The 25,929-nt window shown below is 64.8% G+C and carries 26 protein-coding genes and 1 pseudogene; 12 read left to right on the top strand and 15 right to left on the bottom strand.

The genetic code is table 11. From position 1 onward, the window contains the following. Positions 1 to 7: 7 nt before the first annotated feature. The 6 genes from ACWKV7_RS15250 to ACWKV7_RS15275 all read right to left on the bottom strand — a co-directional run bounded on the left by ACWKV7_RS15250 (position 8) and on the right by ACWKV7_RS15275 (position 4,941). A complete protein-coding gene (locus tag ACWKV7_RS15250; protein ID WP_483858534.1) occupies positions 8 to 1,786 on the bottom strand; it encodes an ABC transporter transmembrane domain-containing protein in 1,779 nt (592 codons plus the stop codon). A 33-nt stretch (positions 1,787 to 1,819) separates the two neighbouring features. Next, entirely contained in the window at positions 1,820 to 2,212 is a 393-nt protein-coding gene (locus tag ACWKV7_RS15255; RefSeq protein ID WP_483858535.1) for a DoxX-like family protein, read from the bottom strand. Further along, positions 2,205 to 2,639: a thiol-disulfide oxidoreductase DCC family protein gene (locus ACWKV7_RS15260; RefSeq protein WP_483858536.1), complete on the bottom strand. Its 435-nt coding sequence runs from the start codon at positions 2,637 to 2,639 to the stop codon at positions 2,205 to 2,207. The genes ACWKV7_RS15255 and ACWKV7_RS15260 overlap by 8 nt, the downstream gene beginning before the upstream one ends. Positions 2,640 to 2,757: 118 nt before the next feature. Then, entirely contained in the window at positions 2,758 to 3,339 is a 582-nt protein-coding gene (locus ACWKV7_RS15265) for a DUF1287 domain-containing protein (RefSeq protein ID WP_483858537.1), read from the bottom strand. Between the two features lie 3 nt (positions 3,340 to 3,342). Beyond that, positions 3,343 to 3,741: a GFA family protein gene (locus tag ACWKV7_RS15270; protein ID WP_483858538.1), complete on the bottom strand. Its 399-nt coding sequence runs from the start codon at positions 3,739 to 3,741 to the stop codon at positions 3,343 to 3,345. Positions 3,742 to 3,825: 84 nt separating this feature from the next. Then, positions 3,826 to 4,941, bottom strand: coding sequence for an ATP-NAD kinase family protein (locus ACWKV7_RS15275; protein WP_483858539.1), 1,116 nt, complete (start codon positions 4,939 to 4,941; stop codon positions 3,826 to 3,828). Positions 4,942 to 5,087: 146 nt separating this feature from the next. On the opposite strand from ACWKV7_RS15275, the gene ACWKV7_RS15280 reads away from it, so the two are divergent. Beyond that, on the top strand, positions 5,088 to 5,294 hold the full coding sequence (locus ACWKV7_RS15280; RefSeq protein ID WP_483858540.1) for a PA1571 family protein: 207 nt from the start codon (positions 5,088 to 5,090) through the stop codon (positions 5,292 to 5,294). Here the strand turns inward: ACWKV7_RS15280 and pdxB are convergent. Beyond that, positions 5,266 to 6,408: a 4-phosphoerythronate dehydrogenase PdxB gene (gene pdxB / locus ACWKV7_RS15285; protein ID WP_483858541.1), complete on the bottom strand. Its 1,143-nt coding sequence runs from the start codon at positions 6,406 to 6,408 to the stop codon at positions 5,266 to 5,268. The two genes, ACWKV7_RS15280 and pdxB, sit on opposite strands and share 29 nt — an antisense overlap. 154 nt (positions 6,409 to 6,562) lie before the next feature. On the opposite strand from pdxB, the gene ACWKV7_RS15290 reads away from it, so the two are divergent. Continuing rightward, positions 6,563 to 7,945 carry an MATE family efflux transporter gene (locus ACWKV7_RS15290; protein ID WP_483858542.1) on the top strand — a complete coding sequence of 461 codons (1,383 nt, stop codon included), beginning with the start codon at positions 6,563 to 6,565 and terminating at the stop codon, positions 7,943 to 7,945. Then, a complete protein-coding gene (locus tag ACWKV7_RS15295) occupies positions 7,942 to 9,015 on the top strand; it encodes a DUF3080 family protein (protein WP_483858543.1) in 1,074 nt (357 codons plus the stop codon). The genes ACWKV7_RS15290 and ACWKV7_RS15295 overlap by 4 nt, the downstream gene beginning before the upstream one ends. Here ACWKV7_RS15295 and ACWKV7_RS15300 read toward each other — a convergent pair. Together ACWKV7_RS15300 and tusA are read right to left on the bottom strand one after the other, a co-directional pair. After that, positions 8,973 to 9,428, bottom strand: coding sequence for a gamma-glutamylcyclotransferase family protein (locus ACWKV7_RS15300; protein ID WP_483858544.1), 456 nt, complete (start codon positions 9,426 to 9,428; stop codon positions 8,973 to 8,975). The two genes, ACWKV7_RS15295 and ACWKV7_RS15300, sit on opposite strands and share 43 nt — an antisense overlap. Beyond that, positions 9,428 to 9,676 carry a sulfurtransferase TusA gene (gene tusA / locus ACWKV7_RS15305; protein WP_483858545.1) on the bottom strand — a complete coding sequence of 83 codons (249 nt, stop codon included), beginning with the start codon at positions 9,674 to 9,676 and terminating at the stop codon, positions 9,428 to 9,430. The genes ACWKV7_RS15300 and tusA overlap by 1 nt, the downstream gene beginning before the upstream one ends. 224 nt (positions 9,677 to 9,900) lie before the next feature. Here tusA and ACWKV7_RS15310 point away from each other — a divergent pair, with 224 nt between their 5' ends. Continuing rightward, positions 9,901 to 10,305: an acyl-CoA thioesterase gene (locus tag ACWKV7_RS15310; protein ID WP_483858546.1), complete on the top strand. Its 405-nt coding sequence runs from the start codon at positions 9,901 to 9,903 to the stop codon at positions 10,303 to 10,305. Positions 10,306 to 10,414: 109 nt separating this feature from the next. Here ACWKV7_RS15310 and ACWKV7_RS15315 read toward each other — a convergent pair whose 3' ends face one another. Beyond that, positions 10,415 to 10,912, bottom strand: a complete 498-nt coding sequence (locus ACWKV7_RS15315) for a hypothetical protein (RefSeq protein WP_483858547.1) — start codon at positions 10,910 to 10,912, stop codon at positions 10,415 to 10,417. A 76-nt stretch (positions 10,913 to 10,988) separates the two neighbouring features. Between ACWKV7_RS15315 and ACWKV7_RS15320 the strand changes: the two genes are divergently transcribed. Next, positions 10,989 to 11,549, top strand: a complete 561-nt coding sequence (locus tag ACWKV7_RS15320) for a ferredoxin reductase domain-containing protein (RefSeq protein ID WP_483858576.1) — start codon at positions 10,989 to 10,991, stop codon at positions 11,547 to 11,549. Next, positions 11,525 to 11,668 (top strand): annotated as a pseudogene (locus tag ACWKV7_RS15325) (DUF1348 family protein); the annotation flags it as partial. The gene ACWKV7_RS15320 and the pseudogene ACWKV7_RS15325, both read left to right, overlap by 25 nt. A gap of 202 nt (positions 11,669 to 11,870) precedes the next feature. Here the strand turns inward: ACWKV7_RS15325 and ACWKV7_RS15330 are convergent. The 4 genes from ACWKV7_RS15330 to ACWKV7_RS15345 all read right to left on the bottom strand — a co-directional run bounded on the left by ACWKV7_RS15330 (position 11,871) and on the right by ACWKV7_RS15345 (position 15,620). After that, positions 11,871 to 12,917, bottom strand: a complete 1,047-nt coding sequence (locus tag ACWKV7_RS15330; RefSeq protein ID WP_483858548.1) for an MBL fold metallo-hydrolase — start codon at positions 12,915 to 12,917, stop codon at positions 11,871 to 11,873. A gap of 82 nt (positions 12,918 to 12,999) precedes the next feature. Next, on the bottom strand, positions 13,000 to 13,827 hold the full coding sequence (locus ACWKV7_RS15335; protein WP_483858549.1) for an SDR family oxidoreductase: 828 nt from the start codon (positions 13,825 to 13,827) through the stop codon (positions 13,000 to 13,002). Between the two features lie 50 nt (positions 13,828 to 13,877). Then, entirely contained in the window at positions 13,878 to 14,450 is a 573-nt protein-coding gene (locus ACWKV7_RS15340; protein WP_483858550.1) for a TetR/AcrR family transcriptional regulator, read from the bottom strand. A 234-nt stretch (positions 14,451 to 14,684) separates the two neighbouring features. Continuing rightward, positions 14,685 to 15,620, bottom strand: a complete 936-nt coding sequence (locus ACWKV7_RS15345) for a LysR family transcriptional regulator (RefSeq protein ID WP_483858551.1) — start codon at positions 15,618 to 15,620, stop codon at positions 14,685 to 14,687. Positions 15,621 to 15,741: 121 nt separating this feature from the next. Here ACWKV7_RS15345 and ACWKV7_RS15350 point away from each other — a divergent pair, with 121 nt between their 5' ends. After that, complete coding sequence (locus ACWKV7_RS15350) at positions 15,742 to 16,146, top strand: RidA family protein (RefSeq protein WP_483858552.1); 405 nt, start codon at positions 15,742 to 15,744, stop codon at positions 16,144 to 16,146. 111 nt (positions 16,147 to 16,257) lie between these two features. Here ACWKV7_RS15350 and ACWKV7_RS15355 read toward each other — a convergent pair whose 3' ends face one another. Then, complete coding sequence (locus ACWKV7_RS15355; protein WP_483858553.1) at positions 16,258 to 17,883, bottom strand: M28 family metallopeptidase; 1,626 nt, start codon at positions 17,881 to 17,883, stop codon at positions 16,258 to 16,260. A gap of 498 nt (positions 17,884 to 18,381) precedes the next feature. Between ACWKV7_RS15355 and ACWKV7_RS15360 the strand changes: the two genes are divergently transcribed. The 5 genes from ACWKV7_RS15360 (at position 18,382) to nirD (ending at position 25,873) form a co-directional block, all read left to right on the top strand. Then, complete coding sequence (locus ACWKV7_RS15360; protein WP_483858554.1) at positions 18,382 to 19,074, top strand: polysaccharide lyase family 7 protein; 693 nt, start codon at positions 18,382 to 18,384, stop codon at positions 19,072 to 19,074. Positions 19,075 to 19,555: 481 nt separating this feature from the next. After that, on the top strand, positions 19,556 to 20,767 hold the full coding sequence (locus ACWKV7_RS15365; protein ID WP_483858555.1) for a nitrate/nitrite transporter: 1,212 nt from the start codon (positions 19,556 to 19,558) through the stop codon (positions 20,765 to 20,767). Between the two features lie 239 nt (positions 20,768 to 21,006). Next, the gene (locus ACWKV7_RS15370) at positions 21,007 to 22,680 is read left to right on the top strand and encodes a bifunctional protein-serine/threonine kinase/phosphatase (protein WP_483858556.1); all 1,674 of its coding nucleotides are present in this window, start codon (positions 21,007 to 21,009) and stop codon (positions 22,678 to 22,680) included. 416 nt (positions 22,681 to 23,096) lie between these two features. Further along, positions 23,097 to 25,550 (top strand): nitrite reductase large subunit NirB, encoded by a 2,454-nt coding sequence (nirB, locus tag ACWKV7_RS15375; protein ID WP_483858557.1) that lies wholly within the window; start codon positions 23,097 to 23,099, stop codon positions 25,548 to 25,550. Further along, positions 25,547 to 25,873: a nitrite reductase small subunit NirD gene (gene nirD, locus ACWKV7_RS15380; RefSeq protein ID WP_483858558.1), complete on the top strand. Its 327-nt coding sequence runs from the start codon at positions 25,547 to 25,549 to the stop codon at positions 25,871 to 25,873. Before nirB ends, nirD begins: the two co-directional genes overlap by 4 nt. Positions 25,874 to 25,929: the final 56 nt, after the last annotated feature.

Below are 25,929 nucleotides of genomic sequence, written 5' to 3' on the forward strand. Positions count from 1 at the left end.
CTCCTCACTACGCCGACTCGGCTTCGCCGTGGCTGAACTGCAACTGCGCCAAACGCGCATAGAGCGAATTGCTGGCAACCAATTCGGCATGGCGGCCAATGGCGATCAGCTTGCCGTGCTCGATGACCGCGATGCGGTCGGCGCTCTTCACCGTGGCCAGGCGATGTGCGATCACCAGCGTCGTGCGGCCACGCATCAGGTGCGGCAACGCCTGCTGGATCAGGTGTTCGCTCTCCGCATCCAGCGCGCTGGTGGCTTCGTCCAGCAGCAGGATCGGCGCATCCACCAGCAGCGCCCGGGCAATCGCCAGGCGCTGCCGCTGGCCACCGGACAGGCCGAGCCCGGCGTCGCCCAGATGGGTCTGGTAGCCCTGCGGCAAGCGCATGATGAATTCGTGGGCATGGGCCGCGCGGGCCGCCGCCTCGACTTCCGCCTGACTGGCACCGGGCTTGCCGTAGCGAATGTTCTCCTCCACCGAACCGAAGAACAGCGCCGGGTTCTGCGAGACCAGTGCAAAGCAGCGACGCAGGTCCGCCGGGTCCAGCCGCTCGATGGCCTGCCCCTCGACCAGGATGCGGCCCTGCTGTGGGTCGAAGAAACGCAGCAGCAAGTCGAACAGCGTCGACTTGCCTGCGCCCGAGGGCCCCACCAGCGCGAGCGTCTCCCCCGGCCGCACCTGCAGGCTGATGCCGTCGATGGCGAACTGGTCGGGCCGCGACGGGTAGGCGAAGCGCACCGCCTGCAGTTCGATGGCACCCGCGATGCGCTGCGGCAGCCGCTCGAGCCCATCGGCGGGTGCGGTGATGGTGCTGCGCGTCTGCAGCAGCTCGGCGATGCGCCCGGCGGCACCGGCCGCGCTCTGCAGCTCGCCGATCACTTCGCTGATGGCGCCGAAGGCCATGCCGACGATCAGGCTGTAGAACACGAAGGCCGCCAGCTCACCGCCGGAAATGCGGCCGGCGATCACATCCATGCCACCGACCCAGAGCATCACCCCCACCGCGCCAAGCACCAGCACGATCACCACGCTGACCAGCCAGGCGCGTTGGGCAATGCGCTGGCGTGCCGTGCCGAAGGCCGACTCCACGGTCTGGGCGAAACGCTGCCGGTCCTGCGCCTGGTGGTTGTAGGCCTGCACGGTCTTGATCTGCCCGAGGGTTTCGCCGACATAGCTGCCGACATCCGCCACCCGGTCCTGGCTCTGCCGCGACAGGGCGCGCACCCGGCGGCCGAAGATCAGGATCGGCGCCACCACCAGCGGCAAGGCGACGATGACGATCCCGGTCAGCTTGGCGTTGGTGACGAACAGCAGCACGATGCCGCCGATCATCATGATCACATTGCGCAGCGCCATGGACAGCGACGAGCCGATCACCGTCTGCAGCAGCGTAGTGTCGGCGGTCAGCCGCGACTGGATTTCCGAGGCGCGATTGCGTTCGTAGAACCCCGGATGCAGCTCGATCAGGTGGTCGAACACCCGCTTGCGAATGTCGGCAACGAACCGTTCGCCGATCCAGGACACCAGGTAGAAGCGTGAAAAGGTGCCCACGGCCAGGGCGACAACCAAGCCGAAGAACAGCAGGATGGAATGGTTCAGCGCCGCCTGGGATTGCGTAGCCAGGCCCTGGTCCACCAGCAGCTTGATACCCTGGCCCATGGACAGGGTGATTCCCGCGGTGAACAACAGCGCCAGCATGGCGCCGACCATGCGCCAGCGATACGGCGCCACGAAGCGACCGGCCATGCGCAGGGCATTGCGCTGGCGGGATGACAGGATGGACAGCATGGCGGACTCGCAGATGAGCCGGGAAGGCCCAGGTTAGTGGGTGGAGGCCGGTGGCTGCTCGGCCACCCAGGCAACCAGGCAGAGCGCCAGCGACGCCAGGTTGGTGGAGACCGGGTTGAACGCCTGTACCAACAGATGGGGGCTGGTCAGCGCAACATCAACCAGCAAGGCCACCAGCAGGGTGCCGGAAAGCAGCAAGGGCCAGCGCACATTGCGCCAGACGATCAGCACCAGGGCCACGCCGATCTCCCCCAGTCCGGCCAGGGCGGCCACCCAGGGCGCGGCCGGCAGACCGTGGGCCTCGATCATCGCCAGCTCGTCGGGGCTCAGCCAGAGCAGCTTCGGCACCAAGCCATGCCAGAGGAACACCAACGCCAACGCCAACCGCGCCAGCAGGGATATCTGCCGCAAACGCCGTTCAGCCATGTAGGAAGCGCTCGTCGTGGTCGGCGCTCGGCAGCAAGCACTGGTCATGGCGGCCGAACAGGCGATAGCGATTAAGCGCGATGCGATCATAAGCCCAGTCGCGCAGCGGCCGGGGGATCAGGCGCAACAGGGCGAAGCCACGCCAGGGCCAGGGCAACTGCGTAACGATGCGCAGCACCGCATCAGAGCGTACCGACAGCTTCGCGCCGTCCACATAGGCCATGGTGTCGAATCGCTCGGTCGGCAGGCCGAACCAGGCGAGGATCGCCTGTCCTTCGGCGGACTGCACCGAGGCCAGCTTGAACAACCGCTGGCGATCATGGCGAATGAGAAACCTCGCCCAGCCGCTGCATAGTTTGCAGACACCGTCGAAGAGCACCACGCGTTCGCCGGCGGCGATAAAGGGCGGAAGGGAGTCGTCGGTCATCGGCAATCCTCTGGGTCGGTCCGTTCGGTCGTGCCCGGGATGCGCCCCTGCTGCGCCCGCGCGCCGAGCGCTTGCGCGTGCAGCCAGCAACGGCCGGGAACCACTGCCATGGGCGGTTTCACCCGGCCGGGCTCGCCAGGCGGTAGTGGCCAATCACTTTGAAACGAAACAGGATGTCCTCCTCCTGCACGCCACGGCCGATATTGTGCAGCACCAGAGGGACGCCGGCAGCCGTGCGGCGGTCGGAAAGAATGCCAATGTGGGTCAGGCCGTTGCCCAGGTCCCAGGCGACGATGTCGCCGCTGGTGTAGTCCGCCGCAGCCGCGCTGGGCGGCAGTGCGAAGCCGCGCCGGCTGAAGTAGGTCATCAGGTTCGGCACTCGACGGTGGTCGATATTGCGGTCCGGCCGGCTCAGCCCCCAGTTGCGCGGGTAGGCCGAAAAATGCGTACGCATGTCCTCGTGCACCCGTTGTTGCAGGTCGACACCCTGCGTACGCAAGGCACGGATTACCACATCACTGCACACGCCCGTGCTCAGCGGGACGTCGCCGCCCGGATAGCGGAGTTGCCGATAGGCAGGATCGTAGCCGACCGTCACGCCCAGCTGCTCTCGCGCCGCCAGCACCAGTTGCTCGGGCCGCAGGCCATCGGCCGCGACCGGAAGCGCCAGCAGCAGCAACAGGGCGATCAGGGCTCGCATGGGCTACTTCTTGCCTTCGCTGAAGGTGGGTAGGTCGTCGTTCAGGTCCCACCAGTTGGCTTTCGAGGCCACATGGATGTGCGCCTGCGGACGGGTCGCCAGCTCACCCTCGAGGGTGCCGGCGCGAATGCGCAGGACGCCGGGCAGTTTGGCATTCTGGCTATAGATCGGCGATCCGCAGTTGCCGCAGAAAACCCGCTGCTTGCCCGGCGAGGACTCATAGGACTTCAGTGACTCGCTACCGGAAAACAGCCGAAAGGCAGTCGCCGGGGTCGGAATGTTGCTGGCGAAGGGCGTGCCCTGGGCCTTGCGGCACATGCTGCAATGGCACATCTGGATCGGCTCCAGCTCGCCCTCGATGGCAAAACGGATCTTTCCGCAAAGACAGCTTCCCTGATACATGAGACACCTCCAGATTGTCTTGAAGCGCTAGCCTAGCGCAGAGCCAAGGCGCCGGGCAGCCCCTGCAGGGTGGGCGCCCGGCGCTCAGCGCGCCAGCGGATAGAGCAGCTCGTCCTTGTAGCCCGCCCACACCCGCACGGCATCCGGAAAGGCATCGTCGAGCGCCGGATCGCCGCTGTCCACCAGCAGCGGGCGCCCTTCGAGGGTCTGCAGCTTGCGCTTGGTGGCCACCACCCTCAGCCGGTCGAGGCCGATGGCCCGCAAAACCCGCGGGCTGATCTGCTGGTTGCCGCGCCCGAGAATGTGGCCCTGCCCACCGATGGCGGTGACCAGCAGCAAGGCGGCATGCCCATCGACCAGTTCGAACAATTGGCTTTCGGTCACGTCGCGGGCGATGACCTGGCCGTTCTCGATCACGTCGACGCCCAGCAGCGTGGTCTCCAGGCCGAGGTTGCGCGCCAGTCCGTGCAGAGTCGAACCGGGGCCGAACACATAGCGCACGTCCGCCTGCCAACTGTCTTCCAGCCATGCCGCCAGGTCGCTCAGCACCAGTTCCTCGGACTCCATGCCGGCCTGCTTGACATGCTGCAGGTAGCCGCCCTCCTCCGGCACGGTCAGTTCGCCGTACCAGCGCGCGGCGACGCGGCCCTCGCGCAGGGCCGACTCATCGAGGTCACGCACTTCGCCGCTGGCCAGGCGCACCAGGCCGCCCTCCAGCAGGCGCCGGGCGAGTTCGCCGGCAGCACGCGGGCTGATGGCGTAGACCCCGGAATGAATCTTCACCCCGGCAGGAATGCCCAGCACCGGCTGGCCATCTCGGGCCACCTCGGAAATGTCCCGTGCCGTGCCATCGCCGCCGGCGAACAGGATCAACGCGACGCCCGCCTGTTGCAGCGCCAGTACCGCCTGACGGGTGTGCTCGGCGTTGGTCGGCCCCTCGTTCAGGGTACCCAGCACACGATGGCGAAACCCCATCGCGGCCAGCAGGTCGGCCCCCATGGCGCCGGGGAAAGTCAGAAACTCGATTCGCTCCGACAACGGCAGCAAGCATTCCAGCGCGATGCGCGTGCGCGCCGCGGCGCGCGGCTCGGCACCCAGCGCCAGGGCCTGGGCGGCCACGCCGTCGCTGCCCTTGAGCGCCACCGTGCCGCCCAGACCGGCCAGCGGGTTGATGATCAGCCCCAGATGAAACACAGACATTGGTACCTCGCAATGAACTCTTTTCGCGCCGTGGGGGTCGACTCCAACGGACCGGCTGATTGCCATGCCATGGCGTCCGGCCCGCTGTCACAGCCCCTTCATTCAGACCGCCTAGACTGCGCGCATACCGATCGAGGAGACAGGCCATGCACTCACCAGACCAGACATCCCCGCACCGGGTAATCCCGCTGAGCCAGCCCGTAGGCGGCGCTATCATCGATGCCCACGGCCGGGAAATCCCCATCACCGAAAGCATGATTCGCCGTGCCTGCAGCGAGCTGGAACAGCACTGCATCGCCGCTCCGCTGCACCAGCCGCACCAGGCTAGACCGGCGTCGCACCCAATGCCTTGAGCAGGCGCACAAGCTCTGGCGCATCGCCCTGCAGGCGCACGGGCAAGCCCTCGATTTCCCGCCGCGGCGGATAAGCCTTGCGCAGGGCATCGAACGCGGCCCGCCGGGCCTGCTTGTCGCCCTGCAGGCTACGGCGGAAGTCCGCGTCGTCACGGCGCGGGTCGTAGACCGCCCGGCACAGCGTCGCCAGTGCCCAGTCCGGGTCGGCGTCGGCTTCCAGTCCGATCTCGCCCAGCCAGCGCCTGGGCAGCAACTCATCCAGTTCCACCGTCGGCGCCACGCCCTGCCTCGCGCAAAAGGCCTGGTAGATTTGCGCCGTGCCACGCATCTTGCCATCGAGGCTGTAGCCGGCGATGTGCGGCGTGGCGATGTGGCACAGCTCGGCCAACTCGACATCCACCTGCGGCTCGCCCTCCCATACGTCCAGCACCGCTTCCAGGTCATCGCGGCGTTGCAGCAGCTGGCGCAGCGCGACGTTATCCACCACCGCGCCACGGCTGGCGTTGATCAGCCAGGCGCCGGGGCGAAGCTGCTCCAATTGCTCGCCGCCGAGCAGGTGCCGGGTGGGCCAATCGCCGGCGGCAGTCAGCGGCGTGTGCAGGCTGATTACATCGCACTCGCGCAGGATGGTCGGCAAATCCACGTAGTCACCGCCCTCCGCCAATTGCCGTGGCGGATCGCATACCTGCACCGACCAACCCAGGCCACGCAATACCTCGAGCAAACGCCCCCCGACCTGGCCGGCCCCGACGATACCGTAGCGCCGTGCCGCCGGCGCCACGCCATGGGTTTCCGCCAGGCTCAGCAGGCTGCCCAGCACGTAGTCCACCACGCCGCGGGCATTGCAACCCGGCGCGCTGGACCAGGCGACGCCGGATTGTTCGAAATACGCCAGGTCGAGATGATCGGTGCCGATGGTGCAGGTGCCGACAAAACGCACCGAACTGCCCTCCAGCAGGGCGCGGTCGACCTGGGTCACCGAGCGCACCAGTAACACCTCGACGTCGGCCAGCGCGGCCCGGTCGATGGCGCGGCCCTGCAGGCGGCAGATATCGCCGAAGCCTGAGAAGAAGGCTTCGACCAGGGGAATGTTTTCGTCAGCGAGAATGCGCATGGTCCACCGGCTCCTGAAACAGGCCGACATTCTAGGGCAGCCGCCCTCCGGCGTCGCCCCGCGCGCGCCTTCCTGACCGACACGTCAGGATGTAGACTGGCAGGCTTTCCGCGAGTCGTCCGAGTCGCGCCTTTAATGCTTCAGGAAGTTCGAGATGTCCGCCGAATCGCGTTTCGGGCGGGTGCGCCGTGAATTGCGCAGCCTGCTCGCGTTGGCAATTCCAATCATGATCGCCCAGCTGGCACACACCGCCATGGGTTTCGTCGATACCTTGATGGCCGGCCGCGTCAGCCCGGGCGACCTGGCGGCGGTGGCACTGGGCAACTCGCTGTGGGTGCCGGTGTTCCTGCTGATGACCGGTACGCTGCTGGCTACCACGGCCAAGGTCGCCCAGCGCTTCGGCTCCGGTCAGGAGCAGGAAATCGGCACGCTGGTGCGCCAGGCCCTGTGGCTCGCCTTGATGGTGGGCGGTGCCGCCGCAATCTTGTTGTGGAACGCCGAACCGATCCTCCAGCACATGGGTATCGAGCCGGCCCTGGCGCAGCAGTCCATGGCCTACTTGCGCGCAGTCGCCTGTGGTCTCCCAGCGGTGGCGCTGTACCACGTGCTGCGCTGCTTCAGCGACGGCCTCGGACACACCCGGCCGAGCATGGTGCTGGGCATCTGCGGTCTGCTGTTGAACATCCCGGCCAACTACATCTTCATCTACGGCAAGTTCGGTCTGCCGGCCATGGGCGGGGTCGGCTGCGGCTGGGCCACGGCCCTGGTGATGGGCTTCATGCTGGTCGGCATGCTTGTCTGGGTGAGCTGGGCACCTTACTACCGGGCGAGCCGGTTGTTCGCCCAGTTCGAATGGCCGCGCTGGGCGAGCATTCGCCCACTGCTGGCGATCGGCGTGCCGATTGGCGTGGCGATCTTCGCCGAAGCCAGCATCTTTGCGGTGATCGCCCTGCTGATCGGCGGCCTCGGTGCCAGCGTGGTGGCCGGCCACCAGATCGCGCTGAACTTCTCGTCGCTGGTGTTCATGATCCCCTACTCCCTGGGCATGGCGGTGACCGTGCGCGTCGGCCAGGCGCTGGGGCGCGGCCAGCCGCGCGACGCGCGCTTCGCCGCCGGCATGGCGATGTTGGTGGCACTGGGGTATGCCTGCATATCGGCAACGGCCGTGCTGCTGCTGCGCGAACAGATCGCCAGCCTCTACTCGCCGGACCCGACGGTGATCGCCATCGCTGCCTCGCTGATGGTCTACTCGGCGCTGTTCCAGTTCTCCGACGTGGTCCAGGTCACCGCCGCCGGCGCCTTGCGCGGCTACCAGGACACCCGCGCGACCATGCTCTTCACCCTGTTCGCCTACTGGGGCATCGGCTTGCCGGTGGGCTATGGGTTGGGGCTGAGCGACTGGTTCGGCGAACCAAGCGGGCCGAGCGGCCTCTGGCAGGGCCTGGTGGTCGGGCTGAGCTGCGCCGCCGTGCTGCTCGGCGTCCGTCTGGCGCGAAGTGCCCGGCGGCAGATCCGGGCCACTAGACTGGCGCAATGACCGTCGGCAAAACGCTGATCCCACTGCTCCTTCTGCTGCTGTCCGCCTGCCGGCCCGGCAATGACGGCCTGGCATTGCAAGAGGACTACCTGCAGCGCCTGGGCAATGCCACCGGGAGCGCGGCGGCCGTCTTCGACAGCGACACGCTGATCCGTTATCGGCCGCCGCCGCGCCGAGAACGCCTTAGCGAGGTGCCCGAACTGCGCATCGGCCTGCTCGACCTGCTGGTGGACGTGCGCCACTGCCCGTCCCTGCAGCAACTGATCAGCTTGCGCAACAGCTCCCTCGGCAAACAGATGGCCGCCAGCCGCCGACTGGCCTACGAGGGCGACCTGCTGCGGGCGCTGGACGACTGCCTGCCTCGGCTGAAAGACAGCGAGCTGCGAGCGACCCTCGAAACCTTGCGCCAGGAAAAAGGGCGCCAGCTGCCCGCGGTGTTCTGGAATGCGCTCAATGCCAGCCCCGAGTTCGAGCACTATCTGCGCTTTGCCGAACAGGCCCTGCCAACCGATGCCACGGAAGACAGCGCGGCCCTGGATGCCCTGGCGCAGTTGGCCAGGCTCGGCGCCGGTCTGCCCGAGCAGTTGCCACCTGGCGCGGAACAGCTCGACCCGCTCTTCTATGCTCTGCACGCCAGTGCCCAGGGAAGCCAGCTGATCACCAGCCTGGCCAGCCTCGGTCATACCCTCGACGCCGGAAGCGAGCTGCTGGAAAAACGCCTCCAGCGCCACACCATCTGCCCGCAGGGCAAACCCACCGAGCGCGCCCGCATCCTGCAGAACGTCTTCGCCAAGTACTACGCCGGCGGCATGCAGCCCTATCTGGCCGAGGTACACCAACGCGGCCGCCGCTGGCAGGCGTCTTTGCGAGAGCTGAGCGAAGTGGCCGGCATACCGCCCGCCACCCGCCAATACCTGCAGGCGCTGGCGGGAGCGGAGCATTCGCTGTGGCGCGACTTCGAGACGGCGACGGCACGCCATGTGCGCGCCTGGCAGGCCTTGCTGAAAAGCTGCGACCTGGCCCCCGGTCAGTCCGGATGGGTCGGCACCGCGGCCAGCGCCGACCAGTAGGCCTCGGAGAGGTATTCGCGGCCGGCCAGCAGGTGGTCGAGATAGGCGCGGGTCGGCGACAGCCCCGGCTCGCGCAGCGCCGGGTTGGCAATGTACACCCAGGCCGGCTGCACGCCATGGGCGGCGATCACCGGCATGCGCTCGCGACTGTAGAACACCGGCGTGCCTTCGAAGTGATCCATCTTGACGATCTCATCGGCGTGGCCGAGCCGATATAGCACGCCCTCCACCACGCCATCTCGCTGATGACGAATATTGGCGTAAGCGCGCCCAGGCGGCAGGTCGACCGCACGCTTGTCGAAGCACAGCGCATAACCCGGCAGGCGCCCGGCCATGGCTTCGATGACCTCCAGGCCACGGGCCCGCATGCGCGCCGGATTCATGTTCGAGCCGTAGGCGAAATACCAGCCCATCAGTCGACCTTCTTGCGGATCCAGTACAGGTAGGTGCCCGCCTCTTCCTGCTGCTCCAGCAACTCATGGCCAAGGAACATGCAGAACTTGGGAATATCGCGGCGGGTAGATGGGTCGGTGGCAATAACCTTGAGCAGACCGCCGGCAGCCAGGTCACGCACCTTGTTGTGCAGCAGCATCACCGGTTCCGGGCAGTTCAGGCCGCTGGCATCGAGAATCGCATCGGCGGGGGTATCGGCATAAGACATTGGGGTACTCCAGAAGCAGGCGCTTATTGTGGCGCAAAGTTGACCCCAAGGTCATCTTGCCTGAGGGTACGCCTGTCCGGCTGCCGGAAGCAGGCCGACGCCACCGCAGGCCATTTGGGCGGGCCAGGAAGCTACGCTTCGCTGGGCGGTATCGATTTGGGTGCGGCAGACGGCCCGCAGGCCTCTGCCGCCAACACTCACCGAGACTTCGGCAGGACAATCCCATGAGTTTTGCAACCAGCCGGACAATCCTGTTCGGCGACTGCGACCCCGCCGGCATGGTCTATACGCCGCGCATCACCTACTTCGTTGTGGAGGCGGTGCACGAATTCCTGACGCACGCCCTGGGAGCACCGGCCATCCGCGAGATCCTCGCCATGGGCATACTTCCCCCGGCGCGCGCACTTTCCATCGAGTACCTGGCGCCGATGACGTGGGATGAGGTCATAACCCTGGAGGTACACGTCCAGGAACTGGCCACGACATCCTTCACGTTCCTGGTTGAAGCTCACAATGGCGAAGGCGTGGTGACGTTTCGCTCGACGCTCACCCAGGTGTCCGTATCACCGCAGAGCAGACGCCCCATCCCCCTCCCCCAGGCCCTGCGAGAAGCACTGGGTTCGGCCTGAGCCACACGCGCCCGGGTATGTGGTCCAAAGGGCTGGACTGCGGGGGCAGATCTCTGCCAGAAACAGCATAGGCCGGAGCATTGCCAGCGAAGGCTGCACGACGATGCGGCTAAACCTGGGTGTTTGAAGTGCCGCGAGCGTATTTCTTCTGCAGGATCATCGAAGCTTCGTTGTAAGCCGCCTGAAAAGCGTCGCTGCTAACCCAACTCACTGCCGCGTCTTCGTCTTCATTGTGAAAGATGCCGCGATAGACGATAAGCAGGCCCATCATGAAGTCGATGGCAGCGTCTTCCGCCTCTTCGGCGACTACTAGCTCCAACACCGGGTACTGCAGAAAAACCAGACACATCGCCACCAGGCTGATGCCTTCACCGGCTTTCATCGCCTGAAACAAATCGTCGAAGTGCGCCGGGTCGAATCCGTTCTCTTCGATGTCTTTGAAGTCGAAGGTACTGAGGTCGATATCGACATCATCGAATGGCTCGTTGACCAACGGATTGGCTAGCAGAGGATGGATGGCATGGGCCTTGGCTTTGCCTAAGCGGTTCTGCTTAGCCTTTGCTTTGGCCCGTTTGGCATGTTTTTGCTGCTTATCCGGGGAGGCCATGGGGCATTCCTTGTTTGAGGCAGCCATGTTCATGGCTCAGGGAAATCGAGCACCAATTGTATTCAATTCTGACCAGATGCTTCGGCCAAGAAAGCGGATTCTTCGTGCTTTAAACGCTGCTTCGGGCCACCAGAGACAGCCTGGCACGCAACCGTTTTATCTGGAACCGGCAGACGCCGTTGGCTGGCCAGTGTTTGCCGCAGGCCAACACCCACCCCTGCGCCTGGTCATTCCCGGACAGGCCCACCCGCTGTTTCGTATCTACAGCCTGTCCAGTGCATCTTCCGACGAATTTCTGCGCATCAGTGTTAAGCGCCAAGGACTGGCCTACGACTACCTGCATGAGCAGGTGGCGGTTGGCAGCCTGCTGCCGGCCAAGGCTCCGCAAGGCCAGTTCGTGCTCGAGCCCGAGCAGCGTCGCCCACTGGTGCTGCTGGCTGTCGGCGTCGGCATCACGCCATTGCTGAGCATGCTGCGCGAAGTGGCTTATCAGAACCGCCGTCTGCGCCGGCGCCGCGAGGGCTGGCTGATCCAGGGTGCCCGCCAACTGGCGGATCTGGCATTCAGCCGGGAACTACGGGATCTGCAGCAGGGCAGCGGCGACTGCCTGCATGGGTGTCCGACGAGCAGGGCCTGATGCAGGTACGTCATGCCAGCATCAACGACCTGCCGATCTGCGAAGATCAGCGTTTGTTCCACTGGCCGCAGGGCCGACGCCCGTATGATCACCCGGGATTGAGCGAACTTGGACTTTGATCGTGCCGATCACTAATCCAAATGCCCCGGCCCTTTCATCTTGTAGCTGGTGATGTGAGACGCGTTCTCCGGCTGCGTCAAAGCCTCCCAATCAGTCTTGCAGAAAATGTCGGCATGGGCAGATCGCAGATACCAGGGATTCGACCGCTGCATCCGACGGCGTATCGAGCAGTGCCGGATGAACCAACGGCAGTCATCCCCCTCACCTGGCATCCAATACGGCCATCTCGCGCCACCAATGCGACGCCACGCGCGGCGAATGTATGCTCAGCGCCTCACCTGTGATCGGCGTAGTCAGCGCAATCCCGCGCTGCTCCGCCAGCATGGCGATACGGTCGAATGGCTCATGCCAGGTGTGCATCGCCAGATCGAAGGTGCCGTTGTGGATCGGCAGCAACCAGCGGCCCTCGAGGTCCAGGTGCGCCTGCACGACCTCTTCCGGTTGCAGATGCACATCTGGCCATCTCGTGTCGTAGGCTCCAGTTTCAATGAGTGTCAGATCGAACGGGCCATATTTCGCTCCGATCATCTTGAAACCGTCGAAGTAGCCGGTATCACCACTGAAGAACACTCGCAGGTCACGGTCGATGATCACCCACGATGCCCATAGGGTCTTGTCGCGATCCAGTAAGCCACGCCCGGAGAAATGCTGTGCCGGCGTTGCGACCAGGCGGACGCCTGCGACATCGGTGCTTTGCCACCAGTCGAGTTGCTTCACCTTGGCCGCATCGATTCCCCAACCGATCAGCCGATCACCTACACCGAGCGGCGCCAGGAACCACTCGGCGCTGTCAGCCAAGGCCTGGATGCTTTCGTAGTCGAGGTGATCGTAATGATCATGCGACAGGATCACCGCCTTGATCGGCGGAAGATCCGCCAGCGCAATCGGTGGCGCATGAAAACGCTTCGGTCCCATCCAATGCACCGGCGAGGCCCGCTCGGCAAACACGGGATCGGTCAGGAAGAACTCGCCACGCAGTTTCAGCAAAACAGTTGAATGGCCGAGGCGAAACAGGCTGCGGTCAGGTGCCGCGAGCAATTCCTCTCGGCTCAGTGCCCGTACTGGCAACGGTGCGCTGGGTTCCGTGTCAGCCGGCTTGTTGAAGAAAAAGTCCCAATAAACACCGAGCGTCTTCGCAAGACCCAGCGCCGGTCGCGACCGCGGGTTCTGAAACCTGTCCCGCCCCGCCTGTGGTGAATCGGAATAGGAGAAGGATTGGCAGGATGTCATACACAGCACGGTCGTCATAACGATGGCTCCTAGCGACAGGTAACGGGACGACTGCTTCATGTGGGCGGACCCGCTCGGGAAATGAGGTTTGGAGAGCCGCTCACAGGCCCGAGAGTTGCCGAAGCATGGCCAGCCGCTCCGTTTCCGACAGGCTCCGGTGCAGCGCGTAGGCTTGTTCGGCATCCGCGCCTGCGAGGTACGTCACCCGCTCGGTGCCGTCGGTTGCCGCCATGAAGATGACCTCGGCAATCGACTCTGCGCTGGAGTAGTTCCCTCGCCGCGCGCCCATCGCGGCCACGACCTTGCCCAGGCTGCCGCTGTAGGCATGCTTACTCTCGGTGAAGGTCCGCACCATCGAGCGACCGGTGAAGTCGGTGGCGACTCCGCCTGGAGCGATGGCCTTGGCACGAATGCCGAGCGTTGCCAGTTCGAAGGATAGGGACTCGGTGAAGCCGATCACGGCGAACTTAGTCGCGCTGTAGAGGGAGAAGAAAGGCAGAGCAATCAGACCGCCTAGAGAGGCGACGTTGATGAGCGTACCGCTCCCCTGATGCCTCATGATCGGCAGGACCGCACGGCTAACGGTGAAGATGCCCTCGACATTGGTGGCGAACTGGTGGTGGATCTGCTCGTCGGTCGCGGTTTCGAAGGGGCCGAACAGGCCATAGCCGGCATTGTTGACCACTGCATCGATCCGGCCGAAGTGCTCCAACACTGTCGCCACGGCTGCTTCGGCGGAGTCGGTACTGGTTACATCAAGCGGCAGTACCTCGACCCCTTCTTGCCGATCCAGCTCCGCACCGTCTGACGGGTTCCGCATGGTGGCGGCAACGCGCCAGCCGCGCTGGGCGAACAGCCTTGCGGCAGCCAGGCCGATGCCGCTGGATGCACCGGTGATCAGGACAACAGGGGACGTTTCAGAGGTCATGGATACACTCCTTAAGAGAATATTTATTCTGCTAAATGGCAAAAAAATACTTATGCCCGAATACCGTCCCAGCAGAGCTGGAACGCGGTAGCGCGGTTCTCCTCCGTATCGGTAACCGCACCTGCGCGGATGAGACGCGCGGTCTCGCGGACCGAACCAATGAACAACGCATTCAGGAAAGACACCGGTACTGCTTTGAGGATTTCCTCGCGCTGCCCCTCGGTAACCATCTGCACCAACCCTTCACCCAATCGCTCGATGTAGACACGGCTTTCTTCGTTCATGAAGGTCGAACCGACGAACTGCTCCATGAACGTGACCTGGTCAAAGCGCTGCAGGCGATGATCGAGCATCCTGTTCCAAACGTTGCGCACCCGCCCCTTCAGCGGCAAGGAAGGGGCGAGGTCGGCGCTGTAGAACGCCAATGCCTCGCGCTTGGCACGACGATAGACTTCGTTGAACAAGGACTCCTTGTCCGCGAAATAGATGTAGAGCGTGCTGGTACCGATGCCCGCCGTCTTGGCTATTTCCGCCAGGGTCAGGCCGAACAGCCCACGTTCGGCTGCCAGGCGGCAGGTCGCCGCGAGCACGGCTTCCAATTTTTTCTCGTCTTTAGGCTTCATGCCGGCAACATTAGACGAAAATATTTTCACTTAAAAGAGCCATAGTCAGAAATCGCCTACCGTCTGTCGCCATCGATGAATTGGCTCGTCAGAGGCGCTTTTCTGCAATCCACTCCTCGGCGCAACTGGTGGTCGCGCCCGTAGCGCCTCGCGAGCAGGCACGACGGCAACCAGGGCTCGCGGCGAGAGGGAGAATACCGAGTCCATGTCCCTATCCTCCCCTGGGTAGCCAAGCTATACGGTACCCATGTCGGCCGGAAGGGTGACCGGGGCGTGCCGGGCCATCAGCTCGACGACCCAATCGATGAATACCCGCAGCTTGGCGCTGAGGTGCCGGCTCGGCGGGAACGCCAGGTAGAGGGGCATGTTGTCGAGTTGCCAGCCGTCGAACAGGCGCACCAGCTCGCCGTTCGCAACGTGCTCCCTAGCCATGTAATCCGGCAGCCAGAGCGCACCGAGGCCAGCCAGGCCGGCGGCGAGGTAGGCGTTGCCATCGTCCACCGTGAGCGTGTAGCGGCCCTGCACATTGACCGTCTCGTCGCCGCGGCGCATGGGGTATGCCAGCGGCTTGCCGGTGCGCGCCCAGAGGAACCCGACGATGCGGTGGCGCACTTCCTCCAGTTCCTTGGGATGGACGGGCGAGCCGGCGCGCGCCAGGTAGCTCGGTGCCGCGTAGACGCCGAGCCTTAGATCACCCACGCGACGGGCCATCAGCGACTGGTCGGTGAGCTCGCCGCCGCGCACCACGCAATCCACCTTCTCGCCGATCAGGTCGACGATGCGGTCGCTCACGCCCATGTCGATCTGGATGTCGGGGTAGCGGGCGAAGAAGCCCGGCAACGCGGGGATCAGGATCATGCGTGCCAACGGGCTCGGCACATCCACGCGTAGCCTGCCCCTGGGCGATGCCGAGGCGCTGGAGAGGCTGGTCTCGGCGTCGTCCATGTCGGCCAGCAGGCGGATCACCCGCTCGTAGTAAACAGCGCCGTCGGCGGTGACGTTGACCTTGCGCGTGGTGCGGTTGAGCAGCCTGACCCGCAGCCGCGCCTCCAGTTGCTGTACCAGCTGGGTCACGCTGGTCTTGCTCATGTGGAGTGTCTCGGCTGCCTTGGTGAAGCTGCCGGTCTCCACGACACGGGCGAACGCCTGCATCGCATCGAAGCGGTCCATCGGTGCTCCCGAATCTTCAGAGGATTATTTGGATTCTACAAACAGTGCTGGGTGGTTTTGCGCGTTTATCGGCAACGGGCACGCGCCTAGAGTGACTTCGACCTACCGATGGAGATACCCCATGCCTACACGTGACGTCGTTTTCCCGCCCGGACGCCAGGCGCTCTACGAGCGCAACCGTTACTCGCCGGCCATCCGCGCCAACGGCCTGCTGTTCGTTTCCGGGCAGGTTGGCAGCCGCGAGGATGGCTCGCCGGAGCCCGATCTGGAAGCGCAGGTTTGCCTTGCCTTCGACAACCTCAACGCCATCCTGGCGGCCGCTGGCTGCACCTTCGATGACGTCATCGACGTCACCGTGTTCATCGTCGACCCCGAGTCGACCTTCGAGACCATCTGGAAGGTCGTTTCGCAATACTGGGGCGCGGCGCCGCATCCAACGCTCACCGGAGTGGGGGTGACTTGGCTCTACGGCTTCCAGTTCGAGATCAAGGTGATCGCCAAGCTGCCCGATGGCGCTGGCGGATGACGGGGCCGGGAGGGCTCTGCGGCTCCCGCCCTGTTTGCTTTCAAGATAAAAAAACCGGGGACGGCTCGAAAGCCGCCCCCGGTCGCTTTGCATCAAGCGTGGCTTACGCCATTACTTGATCCAGTGCTTGCCCCAATGGGTCACGTCGTAAGCAGCTTTGGACTGCGAACGCAGCATGCCAGGACCGGCGTCGCCGCCTTTGGCACCGTCGATCTCCTCGTCGACCAGCTTGGTCGACAACGCCAGCCAGCTGGTGACGAAGGCCATGGCATCGCCGTTGATCTCCAGGGCTTCCTGGCTGATGTTGGTGATGTCATCGCAGGCCTGGTGGTAGCACTTGTCGAGAGCCACACCCGCTTCGCCGCCGAACTTGGCCGCTTGTTCTTCGGTCTTGATCTCTTCGGCGCCAGTGAACAGGCCGCCGAAGGCGATGCCGTCGGTGAAGAACTGCGCATAGTCGGAGCGGAAGCTGATTTCGCTTCCTTCGGACGCCAGCCCACGCAGGCGGTAGTACTTCTCGAACAGCTTCTCGATGGCTGCGGAGCCGGGCGGGCCTTGCAGGCCGAAGTCGGAACCGTCGCCGTCGTAGATGAAGTAACCGAAGTTCGGCGACGCCACCATGTCGTAGTTCAGGTAGGCCTTGATCTTGGCTTTCTCTTCCGCGGAGAGGCTGTTGACGTAGTAGGTCGAGCCTACCAGGCCGGACTCTTCGGCACCCCACCAGGCGAAGCGCATCTTGTTCTTGGTGTAGGCCTTGCTCATTTGCAGGGCCAGCTCCAGTTGCGCGGCGCTGCCGGAACCGTTGTCGTTGATGCCGGGGCCTTCGAACACGCCGTCCAGGTGAGCACCCGCCATGACGACGTTGTTCGGGTTACCGCGCTTGCTTTCGGCGATGACGTTGTGGGTTTCGCTCATGGTGCGAACCACGTCGGCCATCATGTGTACTTCCACGCCTTCGGTGGTCGCCAGGCTCTCACCAAGATCGTAGGTCGCGAACATGACCGGAATGCCGCCATTGAACTCCGAACCCACTGTGGCACTGATCAGGCCCTTGCGGTCTTCGGTGTTGCCCTGGTTGAAGATGATCACGCCAGTCGCACCAGCGGCTGCCGCGTTCTCGGCCTTCTGCTGGAAGGCGCAGGTACCGCGTTGCACCAAAGCGATGGAGCCCGCCGGGAAGCCGGCGAAGTCTTCGGCTTCGCAGCCGCTGTCCGATACGTTGTCCGGACCGAGGTGAATGTCCACAGCCGCGACTGGTGCAGTCACGTCGCCCTGCTCGGTGTGCGACATGTAGGTGAAGTCCACGTCCCACTCGTAGGGGGTGGGGGTCGGAGCGGTCTGCTCCATCACGCCTGGGCCATTCTCATGGAAGGCGGTGTAGGGGAAGGCTTGCACAGTGACGGTATAACCGGCGCCTTCCAGCTTGCTCTTCACGTAATCGAGCGAAGCCTGGTAGCCCGGCAGACCGGCAGCGCGGTTGCCATGGATGTTGGCGATGTCCTGGAACGCTTGCAGGTGATTGGTGATGGCGCTAGCCGTCATGCAGCGCGGAAGGCCCAGGGGAGTGCTGGTCATGCTGACCGAGTTGCATTCGCCGGGGTTCTGGACCGCCGGGCTCCAGAACTCATTGAAGTAATCGTTGATGGGGGAAGCGGCAAAGGCCGACGAGGAAAGCGCTAGAGCGAGAGAGCTGACAACAAATCCGAGCTTCTTCTTGTTGTTTCTGTTGTTAGACATGGTTCCTCCAGTCCTTAAGGGGAGATACTTTTGGCAGGTCAGCTTATGGCGTGATGCCACTAGTCCTTTACTGCATCGATCGGACGCGAACCTGGAGAAGTAGACCGGAGCGGCGGGCTTTTGGTTCTTTCGTTCCAACTCAGGAGCGAAGAAAGATAAATCCTCCTTAAAAAAACCGCCGAAACATGCCATTTATCTGAAAAAAATTAAGCCACAGTTAAATTTTCCGTTTTTCTCCCCTTTTACAGAGACGCCAAACCTGGTCGTCATCCGCCGGGACAGGCGTGACCATGTTCACCGTTCCAGACGATTGCGCTACCGCCTGGCCGAAAAGAGCCAGAAAAAATGAACCGAAGCCTCATTGCACCAACCAAGCCCTCCGACCCCACGGCTGGATATGCCGCGGACTCGCTCAGACGCAGCGGCTTGGCAGGAGCCCGTCCCTGCGTCTAGCCAGACAAGGCCAGCGTAGCCTGTCGGCAAAACAGGGAACCCCCGATGATCGATCTGACCACCTGGAATCTGTCGATTCCCACCGAACCGGCGCCGACCACCATCGAGACGCCGCGGCTCGCCAATCACTACCGCAGCCGCTACTTCTACCCCGCCACCGATGGCTCCGGCGGGGTGACCTTCTGGACGCCGGTGACCGGGTCCAGCACCGACAACGCCAAGTACCCGCGCAGCGAACTGCGCGAGACGCTGCCGGACGGCCAGCTCTACAACTGGCGTTATCCGGAGGCAGACAACTTCCTGCGTGCCGCGCTGGCGGTCACCCGCATGCCTTCGTCGAACAAGGTGGTCATCGGCCAGATCCATAGCGTCAACACGTCTACCCGTGTGGGACGGCCGATGATCAAGCTGCAATACCACCAGTTGCGTGGCGAGGGTCGCATCGAGGCGCTGATCCGCCAGCACCCGGACGACAGCACCAGCAAGAACGTATTGATCGCCTCCGGCGTATCGCTGAACCAGCGTTTCGCCTACAGCCTGCATCTATCGCCAGGCGGCATGCTCAGCGTCAGCCTGCATCACCAGGGCAAGCGCTATTCCCATGAGCGCCAGATCAGCGGCAGCTGGTCGAAGAAGCCGCTGTACTTCAAGGCCGGCGCCTATGTGCAGGACAACCATGGCGACTCCAAGGAAGGCGCTCGGGTCACCTTCTACAGCCTGAGCAGCATTCACCGCTAGGCAGCCATCGGCAGGACCATGCACCACAAGCGCGCCCATTGGCGCGCCCCGCACCAGGATAGCGCCCCCATTTCGAGCACCGGCATGCCGTAGAAGCGCCAGCGCGCCCGCAAACAGGGCTTGTTGGGAACTTGGCTCGGCGCTTGCAAAACCGCTCGGAAAGGCGGCCAACGGTGGTCGCCCCACCAACGACAAAGGCGTCGCGTCACCCCGCTCCGGCGATCAGGTGACGCGGCGCCTTTTGCGTTTCAGCCCCAGTGACCGGGGTTGGCGCCCAGCCCGCGATCCGGATGTGGCGCCGACGGCGATCGAGCAGCCGTGCGCTGCTGGCTCGCCGGCAATCTCTCAACCTGACTGTGGCTTCGGCCGCAGGGTGCCGCGCCACAAGTGCGGTGCCTCCCCGGCGGGCCGTTGCCGACATGCCCACGATCATGTCGCGCCACACCCGGCCGGGACCCTATTTCTGCCGATGAGGTGATCGATGAACACGAGTTTCTGGAAAGCCGGTCATACCCCGACCCTGTTCGCCGCCTTTCTTTATTTCGACCTGAGCTTCATGGTCTGGTACGTGCTCGGCCCGCTCGGCGTGCAGATCGCCGCCGACCTCGATCTGACCACCCAGCAACGTGCCCTGATGGTCGCCACGCCGATCCTTTCCGGTGCCGTGCTGCGTTTCTTGATGGGCATGCTGGCCGATCGCACCTCGCCCAAGGCCGCCGGCCTGCTCGGCCAGGTGATTGTGATCGCTGCGCTGGCCACCGCCTGGCAATTGGGCATCCACAGCTATGAACAGGCGCTGCTGCTCGGTCTGTTCCTCGGCGTCGCCGGGGCCTCCTTCGCCGTGGCCCTGCCGCTGGCCTCGCAGTGGTATCCGCCGCAACACCAGGGCAAGGCCATGGGCATCGCCGGCGCCGGCAACTCCGGCACCGTGCTGACCGCCCTGTTCGCCCCGGCGCTGGCCGCCGCCTTCGGCTGGACCAACGTGTTCGGCCTGGTGCTGATTCCGCTGGTGCTGACCCTGATCATCTTCGCCAGCGTCGCCAAGAACTCGCCCCAGCGTCCGAAGCCCAAGGCCGTGGCCGACTACCTGAAGGCCCTCGGCGACCGCGACAGCTGGTGGTTCATGTTCTTCTACAGCGTGACCTTTGGCGGCTTCCTCGGCCTGGCCAGCACCCTGCCCGGTTACTTCCACGACCAGTACGCCTTCGACCCGGTGAAGGCCGGCTATTACACCGCCGCCTGCGTGTTCGCCGGCAGCCTGATGCGCCCGCTGGGCGGTGCCCTCGCCGACCGAATCGGCGGTATCCGCTCGCTGCTGGTGATGTACACCGTCGCCGCGCTGTGCATCGCCGTGGTCGGCCTCAACCTGCCCAGCTCCATGGCGGCGCTGGCCCTGTTCGTGGTTGCCATGCTCAGCCTGGGGGCCGGCAACGGTGCGGTGTTCCAATTGGTGCCGCAACGCTTCCACAAGGAGATCGGCGTGATGACCGGCTTGATCGGCATGGCCGGCGGCATCGGCGGCTTCTGCCTGACCGCCGGGCTGGGCGCCATCAAGCAATCCACCGGCGACTATCAATTGGGCCTGTGGCTGTTCGCCAGCCTCGGCATTCTCGCCTGGGTCGGCCTGTATGGCGTCAAGCGCCGCTGGCGCACCACCTGGGGCTCGGCGGCGATGACCGCGGCCCGCGTCTGAGCCCGACTGGCGTCGAGCCGCGACGACCAACCCGGAGCACGCCATGCTCCCTGCGTTGGTCGGCGCTCCTCGACGCCAGCCGTTCGTGTAGGTTGAGGCAAAGGCGGCGCCGCGAATGATCGCGACACGTTTGCACTGGTCAGGAAAAGCCCGGCGTCGTCCCTGCAAGGCGGCGCCGCTCCGCGCTCGCTCCGGCCTCGCCTTTGCCTCAACCTACCCCTGAATTCCGTGGAGCGGACATGAGTTTGCAACTGACTTTCGGCGAAGCCAGCGCCACCGGCCCACGGGAGGAGAACCAGGACGCCCTGCGCGTAGTGACGCCGGCGCCCGCCCTGGCGGCGAGCAAGGGGTACCTGTTCGCCGTCGCCGACGGTGTCAGCCAGTGCGCGGACGGCGGCCTGGCGGCCCGCGCCACGCTGCAAGCCCTGGCGCTGGACTACTACGCCACGCCGGAGACCTGGGCGGTGGCGCACTCCCTCGACCGCCTGCTATCGGCCCACAACCGCTGGCTGCAAGCCAACGGCGGCGGCCAGCCGCTGCTCACCACCCTGACCACGCTGGTCCTGCGCGGCCGTCGCTTCACCCTCGCCCATGTCGGCGACTGCCGCGCCTACCGCTGGCACGCCGGCCAGCTGGAGCGCCTCAGCGAGGATCACGTCTGGGAGCAGCCGGGCATGCAGCATGTGCTCAAGCGTGCCCTCGGCCTCGACCAGCATCTGCTGGTGGACTATCTGGACGGCGAGCTGCGCGAGGGCGAGAGCTTTCTGATCGTCAGCGACGGCGTCTGGGCCCAGCTTGGCGATCACGGCATCCGCCGCATCCTGCAGGATGAAAGCGACCCATCCGCCATCGCCCAGGCCCTGGTGAGCGCCGCGCACCTGGCCGGTAGCCAGGACAACGCCAGCGCATTGCTGGTGCGCATCGATCACTTGCCGGAAAGCGCCCTCGCCGACACCCTCGCCCAGTTGCATCATTGGCCGCTGCCGCCGCGCCTGCGCGACGGCCAGGGCTTCGAAGGCTGGCAGGTGGAGCGCCTGCTTGGCGAATCGCGGCAATCGCTGCTCTACCGGGTGCGCGACGCCCAGGCACGGCGCTGGTTGCTGAAAACCCTGCCGGCCAGCCGCCACGACGAGGCCAACGCCGGCCCCGCACTGCTGCAGGAAGAGTGGTTCCTGCGCCGCGTCGCCGGTCGCTATTTTCCCGAGCTGCATCCGCTGCCGCAGCGCCAGCACCTGTACTACGTACAGCGTGAGTACCCAGGCGAGACCCTCGCCGAGCACCTGCGCCTGACCGGCCCGCTGGGTCTTCCGGAATGGCTCGACCTGGCGCCACAACTGCTGCGCGCCCTCGGCATGCTGCACCGGCGCAATATCCTGCACCGCGACATCAAGCCGGATAACCTGCTCTGGGGCGACGACGGCGAGCTGCGGGTATTGGACTTCGGCCTCGCCTATTGCCCGGGCCTGTCCAAGGACGAGGCTCATGCACTGCCCGGCACGCCCAGCTATATCGCCCCGGAGGCCTTCGCCGGCGCCGCGCCGAGTGCCCAGCAGGACCTCTACGCCGCCGGCGTCACGCTCTACCACTTGCTTACCGGGCACTATCCGTACGGCGAAGTGGAGCCGTTCCAGCATCCGCGCTTCGGTGCACCGATACCAGCCAGCCGCTATCGACCGGATCTGCCCGCCTGGATCGACGAGAGCCTGAGCCGCGCCATCGCCGCCGACCCGACGCAGCGCTTCGAAACCGCCGAGGAGTGGCTGCTCAATCTCGAACAGGGCGAACGCCAGGCGCTGAGCCAGCGCCCTCGCCCCCTGCTGGAACGCGAGCCGCTGAAGTTCTGGCGCGGCCTGGCCTGCGCCTCCTTGCTACTGCATCTGGTGATGCTCATCGCCTGGCTGTACCGCCACTGACTCGGCACGGCGCGATCCTGTAGCCGTCCAGGCCAGGAGGCGCCCTCCACCACACCTCGGCGGCGACCAGCCGCACGGCCCGTGGCCGAGCCGCTGGCGCCGAGCGCACCGGCCCGGCTCGCACAGCAAGCGTGCACCGTGCTGCAGCATGGTGCACTCGGACCGCCATCCGGCCTGAGCATACGGGCGCCATGCCACGCCAACCGTGGCTTTCAGCCAGTTGGCACGCCCCCTGCTTAGGGATAGGCACATCGAGCGCGGCCTTCAAAGGTGAACGGCGGCGCTCCCCGACAGGCCCAAGGCTGATAACGGGAACGGACAAAGGCGTCCTCGCTAGCACTAGCGGGGCGCCTTTTTTGTTGCCTTGAATTTCATGAACATCCCTGCGCGGCAGGCCCGGTTCGCGGAGACACCTGATGAACAAACTCAAACTAGTGATGATCGGCAACGGCATGGCCGGCGTGCGCACGCTGGAGGAGCTGCTCAAGCTCACGCCGGATCTCTACGACATCACCGTGTTCGGCGCCGAGCCACATCCCAACTACAACCGCATCCTGCTCTCGCCGGTGCTGGCCGGCGAGCAGACCTTCGAAGAGATCGTGCTCAACGACCTCAACTGGTACGCGGAAAACAACATTCGCCTGATGCTCAATCGCAAGGTCGTGGAAATCGACCGAGTCAAGCGCCGGGTGATTGCCGAAGACGGCAGCGAGGCCGAATACGATCGCCTGCTCATCGCCACCGGCTCCAACCCGTTCATCCTGCCGATTCCCGGCAACAAGCTGCAGGGCGTGATCGGCTACCGCGATATCGCCGACACCCAGGCGATGATGGACACCGCCCAGACCCACAGCCATGCCGTGGTCATCGGCGGCGGCCTGCTCGGCCTGGAAGCAGCCAACGGCCTCAAGCTGCGCGGCATGGACGTAACCGTGGTGCACATCAGCGACTGGCTGATGGAGCGCCAGCTCGACCCCACCGCCGGCAAGCTGCTGCAAACCGCACTCGAAGCCCGTGGCCTGAAATTCAAGCTGGCCAAGCAGACCGCCGAGCTGATCGGCAACGAAGAGGGCCGGGTCAAGGCCGTGCGCTTCTCCGACGATGAAGTGATCCCGGCTGATCTGGTGGTGATGGCCGCGGGCATCCGCCCCAACAGCGAACTGGCGGAAAAGGCCGGCATCCCCTGCAACCGCGGCATCCTGGTCAACGACACCCTGCAAACCTATGACCCGCGCGTCTACTCGGTGGGCGAATGCGCCAACCACCGCGGCATCGCCTACGGCCTGGTGGCGCCGCTGTTCGAACAGGCCAAGGTCTGCGCCAACCACCTGGCCATGCTCGGCTTTGCCCGCTACCAGGGTTCGGTGACCTCCACCAAGCTCAAGGTGACCGGCATCGACCTGTTCTCCGCCGGCGACTTCATGGGCGGCGAAGGCACCGAGACCATCACCCTCTCCGACCCCATCGGCGGCGTCTACAAGAAGCTGGTGATCAAGGACGACGTCCTGGTCGGCGCTTGCCTCTACGGCGACACCGCCGACGGCGGCTGGTACTTCCGGCAGATCCGCGAGAACCACAACGTCAGCGAGATCCGCGACCACCTGATGTTCGGCGAGAACGCCATCGGCGACACCGGCCACCAAGGCCAGAGCAAAGCCATGTCGATGCCCGACGACATGGAAGTCTGCGGCTGCAACGGCGTGTGCAAGGGCACTATCGTCAAGGCCATCCAGGAGCACGGCCTGTTCTCCGTCGACGAGGTGAAGAAACACACCAAGGCCGCCAGCTCCTGCGGCTCCTGCACCGGCCTGGTGGAGCAAATCCTGATCAACACCGTCGGCGGCGCTGCCGATGTCAAACCGAAGAGCGAAAAAGCCGTGTGCGGCTGCACCGAACTGAACCACGGCCAGGTGCGCAAGGCGATCCGCGATCACCACCTAACCAGCATCGCCGATGCCATGGCCTTCATGGAGTGGACCACGCCCAACGGCTGCGCCACCTGCCGCCCGGCGCTGAACTACTACCTGATCTCCACCTGGCCGGGCGAGGCCAAGGACGACCCGCAGTCGCGCTTCATCAACGAGCGCGCCCACGCCAACATCCAGAAGGATGGTACCTACTCGGTGGTACCGCGCATGTGGGGCGGCGTGACCAACGCCTCCGAACTGCGCCGCATTGCCGACGTGGCGGACAAGTACCAGGTGCCGATGGTCAAGGTCACGGGCGGCCAGCGCATCGACCTGCTGGGCATCAAGAAGGAAGACCTGCCCGGCGTGTGGAGAGACCTCGACATGCCCTCCGGCCACGCCTACGGCAAGTCCATCCGCACGGTGAAGACCTGCGTCGGCAGCGAATTCTGCCGCTTCGGCACGCAGAACAGCACGCAGATGGGCATCGACCTGGAGCACGCGCTGTTCAACATGTGGTCGCCGCACAAGGTCAAGCTGGCCGTCTCCGGCTGTCCGCGCAACTGCGCCGAATCCGGCATCAAGGACGTCGGCATCATCGGCGTGGATTCCGGCTGGGAGCTCTACATCGGCGGTAACGGCGGCATCAAGACCGAAGCCGGCGAGTTCTTCGTCAAGGTCAAGACGAGCGAAGAAGTCATGGAATACAGCCTGGCCTTCCTCCAGCTCTACCGCGAGGAGGCCTTCTATCTGGAGCGCACCGTGCACTACCTGCAGCGGGTCGGCATGGAGCACATCAAGAAGGCCGTGCTGGAAGACGCCGAACGCCGCAAGGCGCTGCACCAGCGCTTGCTGTTCTCCCTGTCCTTCGAGCAGGACCCGTGGAAGGAGCAGCTCTCCAAGCCGCAACTGAAGAAAGAATTCGATCGTATCGCCGTGCGCGAACTGGAGGTGCAAGCATGAACTGGTTGGATATCTGCGCCCTGGACGAGATCAATGTGCTCGGCTCGCGCATCGTCGATGGCCCCAAGGGCGACATCGCCATCTTCCGCACCTCGGACGACGAAGTCTTCGCCCTCGACGACCGCTGCCCGCACAAGGGCGGCCCTCTCTCCCAGGGGTTGATCTACGGCAAGCGCGTGGCCTGCCCGCTGCACAACTGGCAGATCGACCTGGAGTCCGGCGAGGCCCTGGCACCGGATGTCGGCTGCTCGCACAAGTACCCGGTGAAAGTGGAAAACGGCCGCGTGTGGCTGGCCCTGAAAACCGTCGCCGAATGTGCATGAACCGATAGCCGAGCCGCTGGCGAAAGCGCCGGCGGCGGTATCGACGGCAAGCCGCA

The organism is Zestomonas ipomoeae (assembly GCF_057128665.1).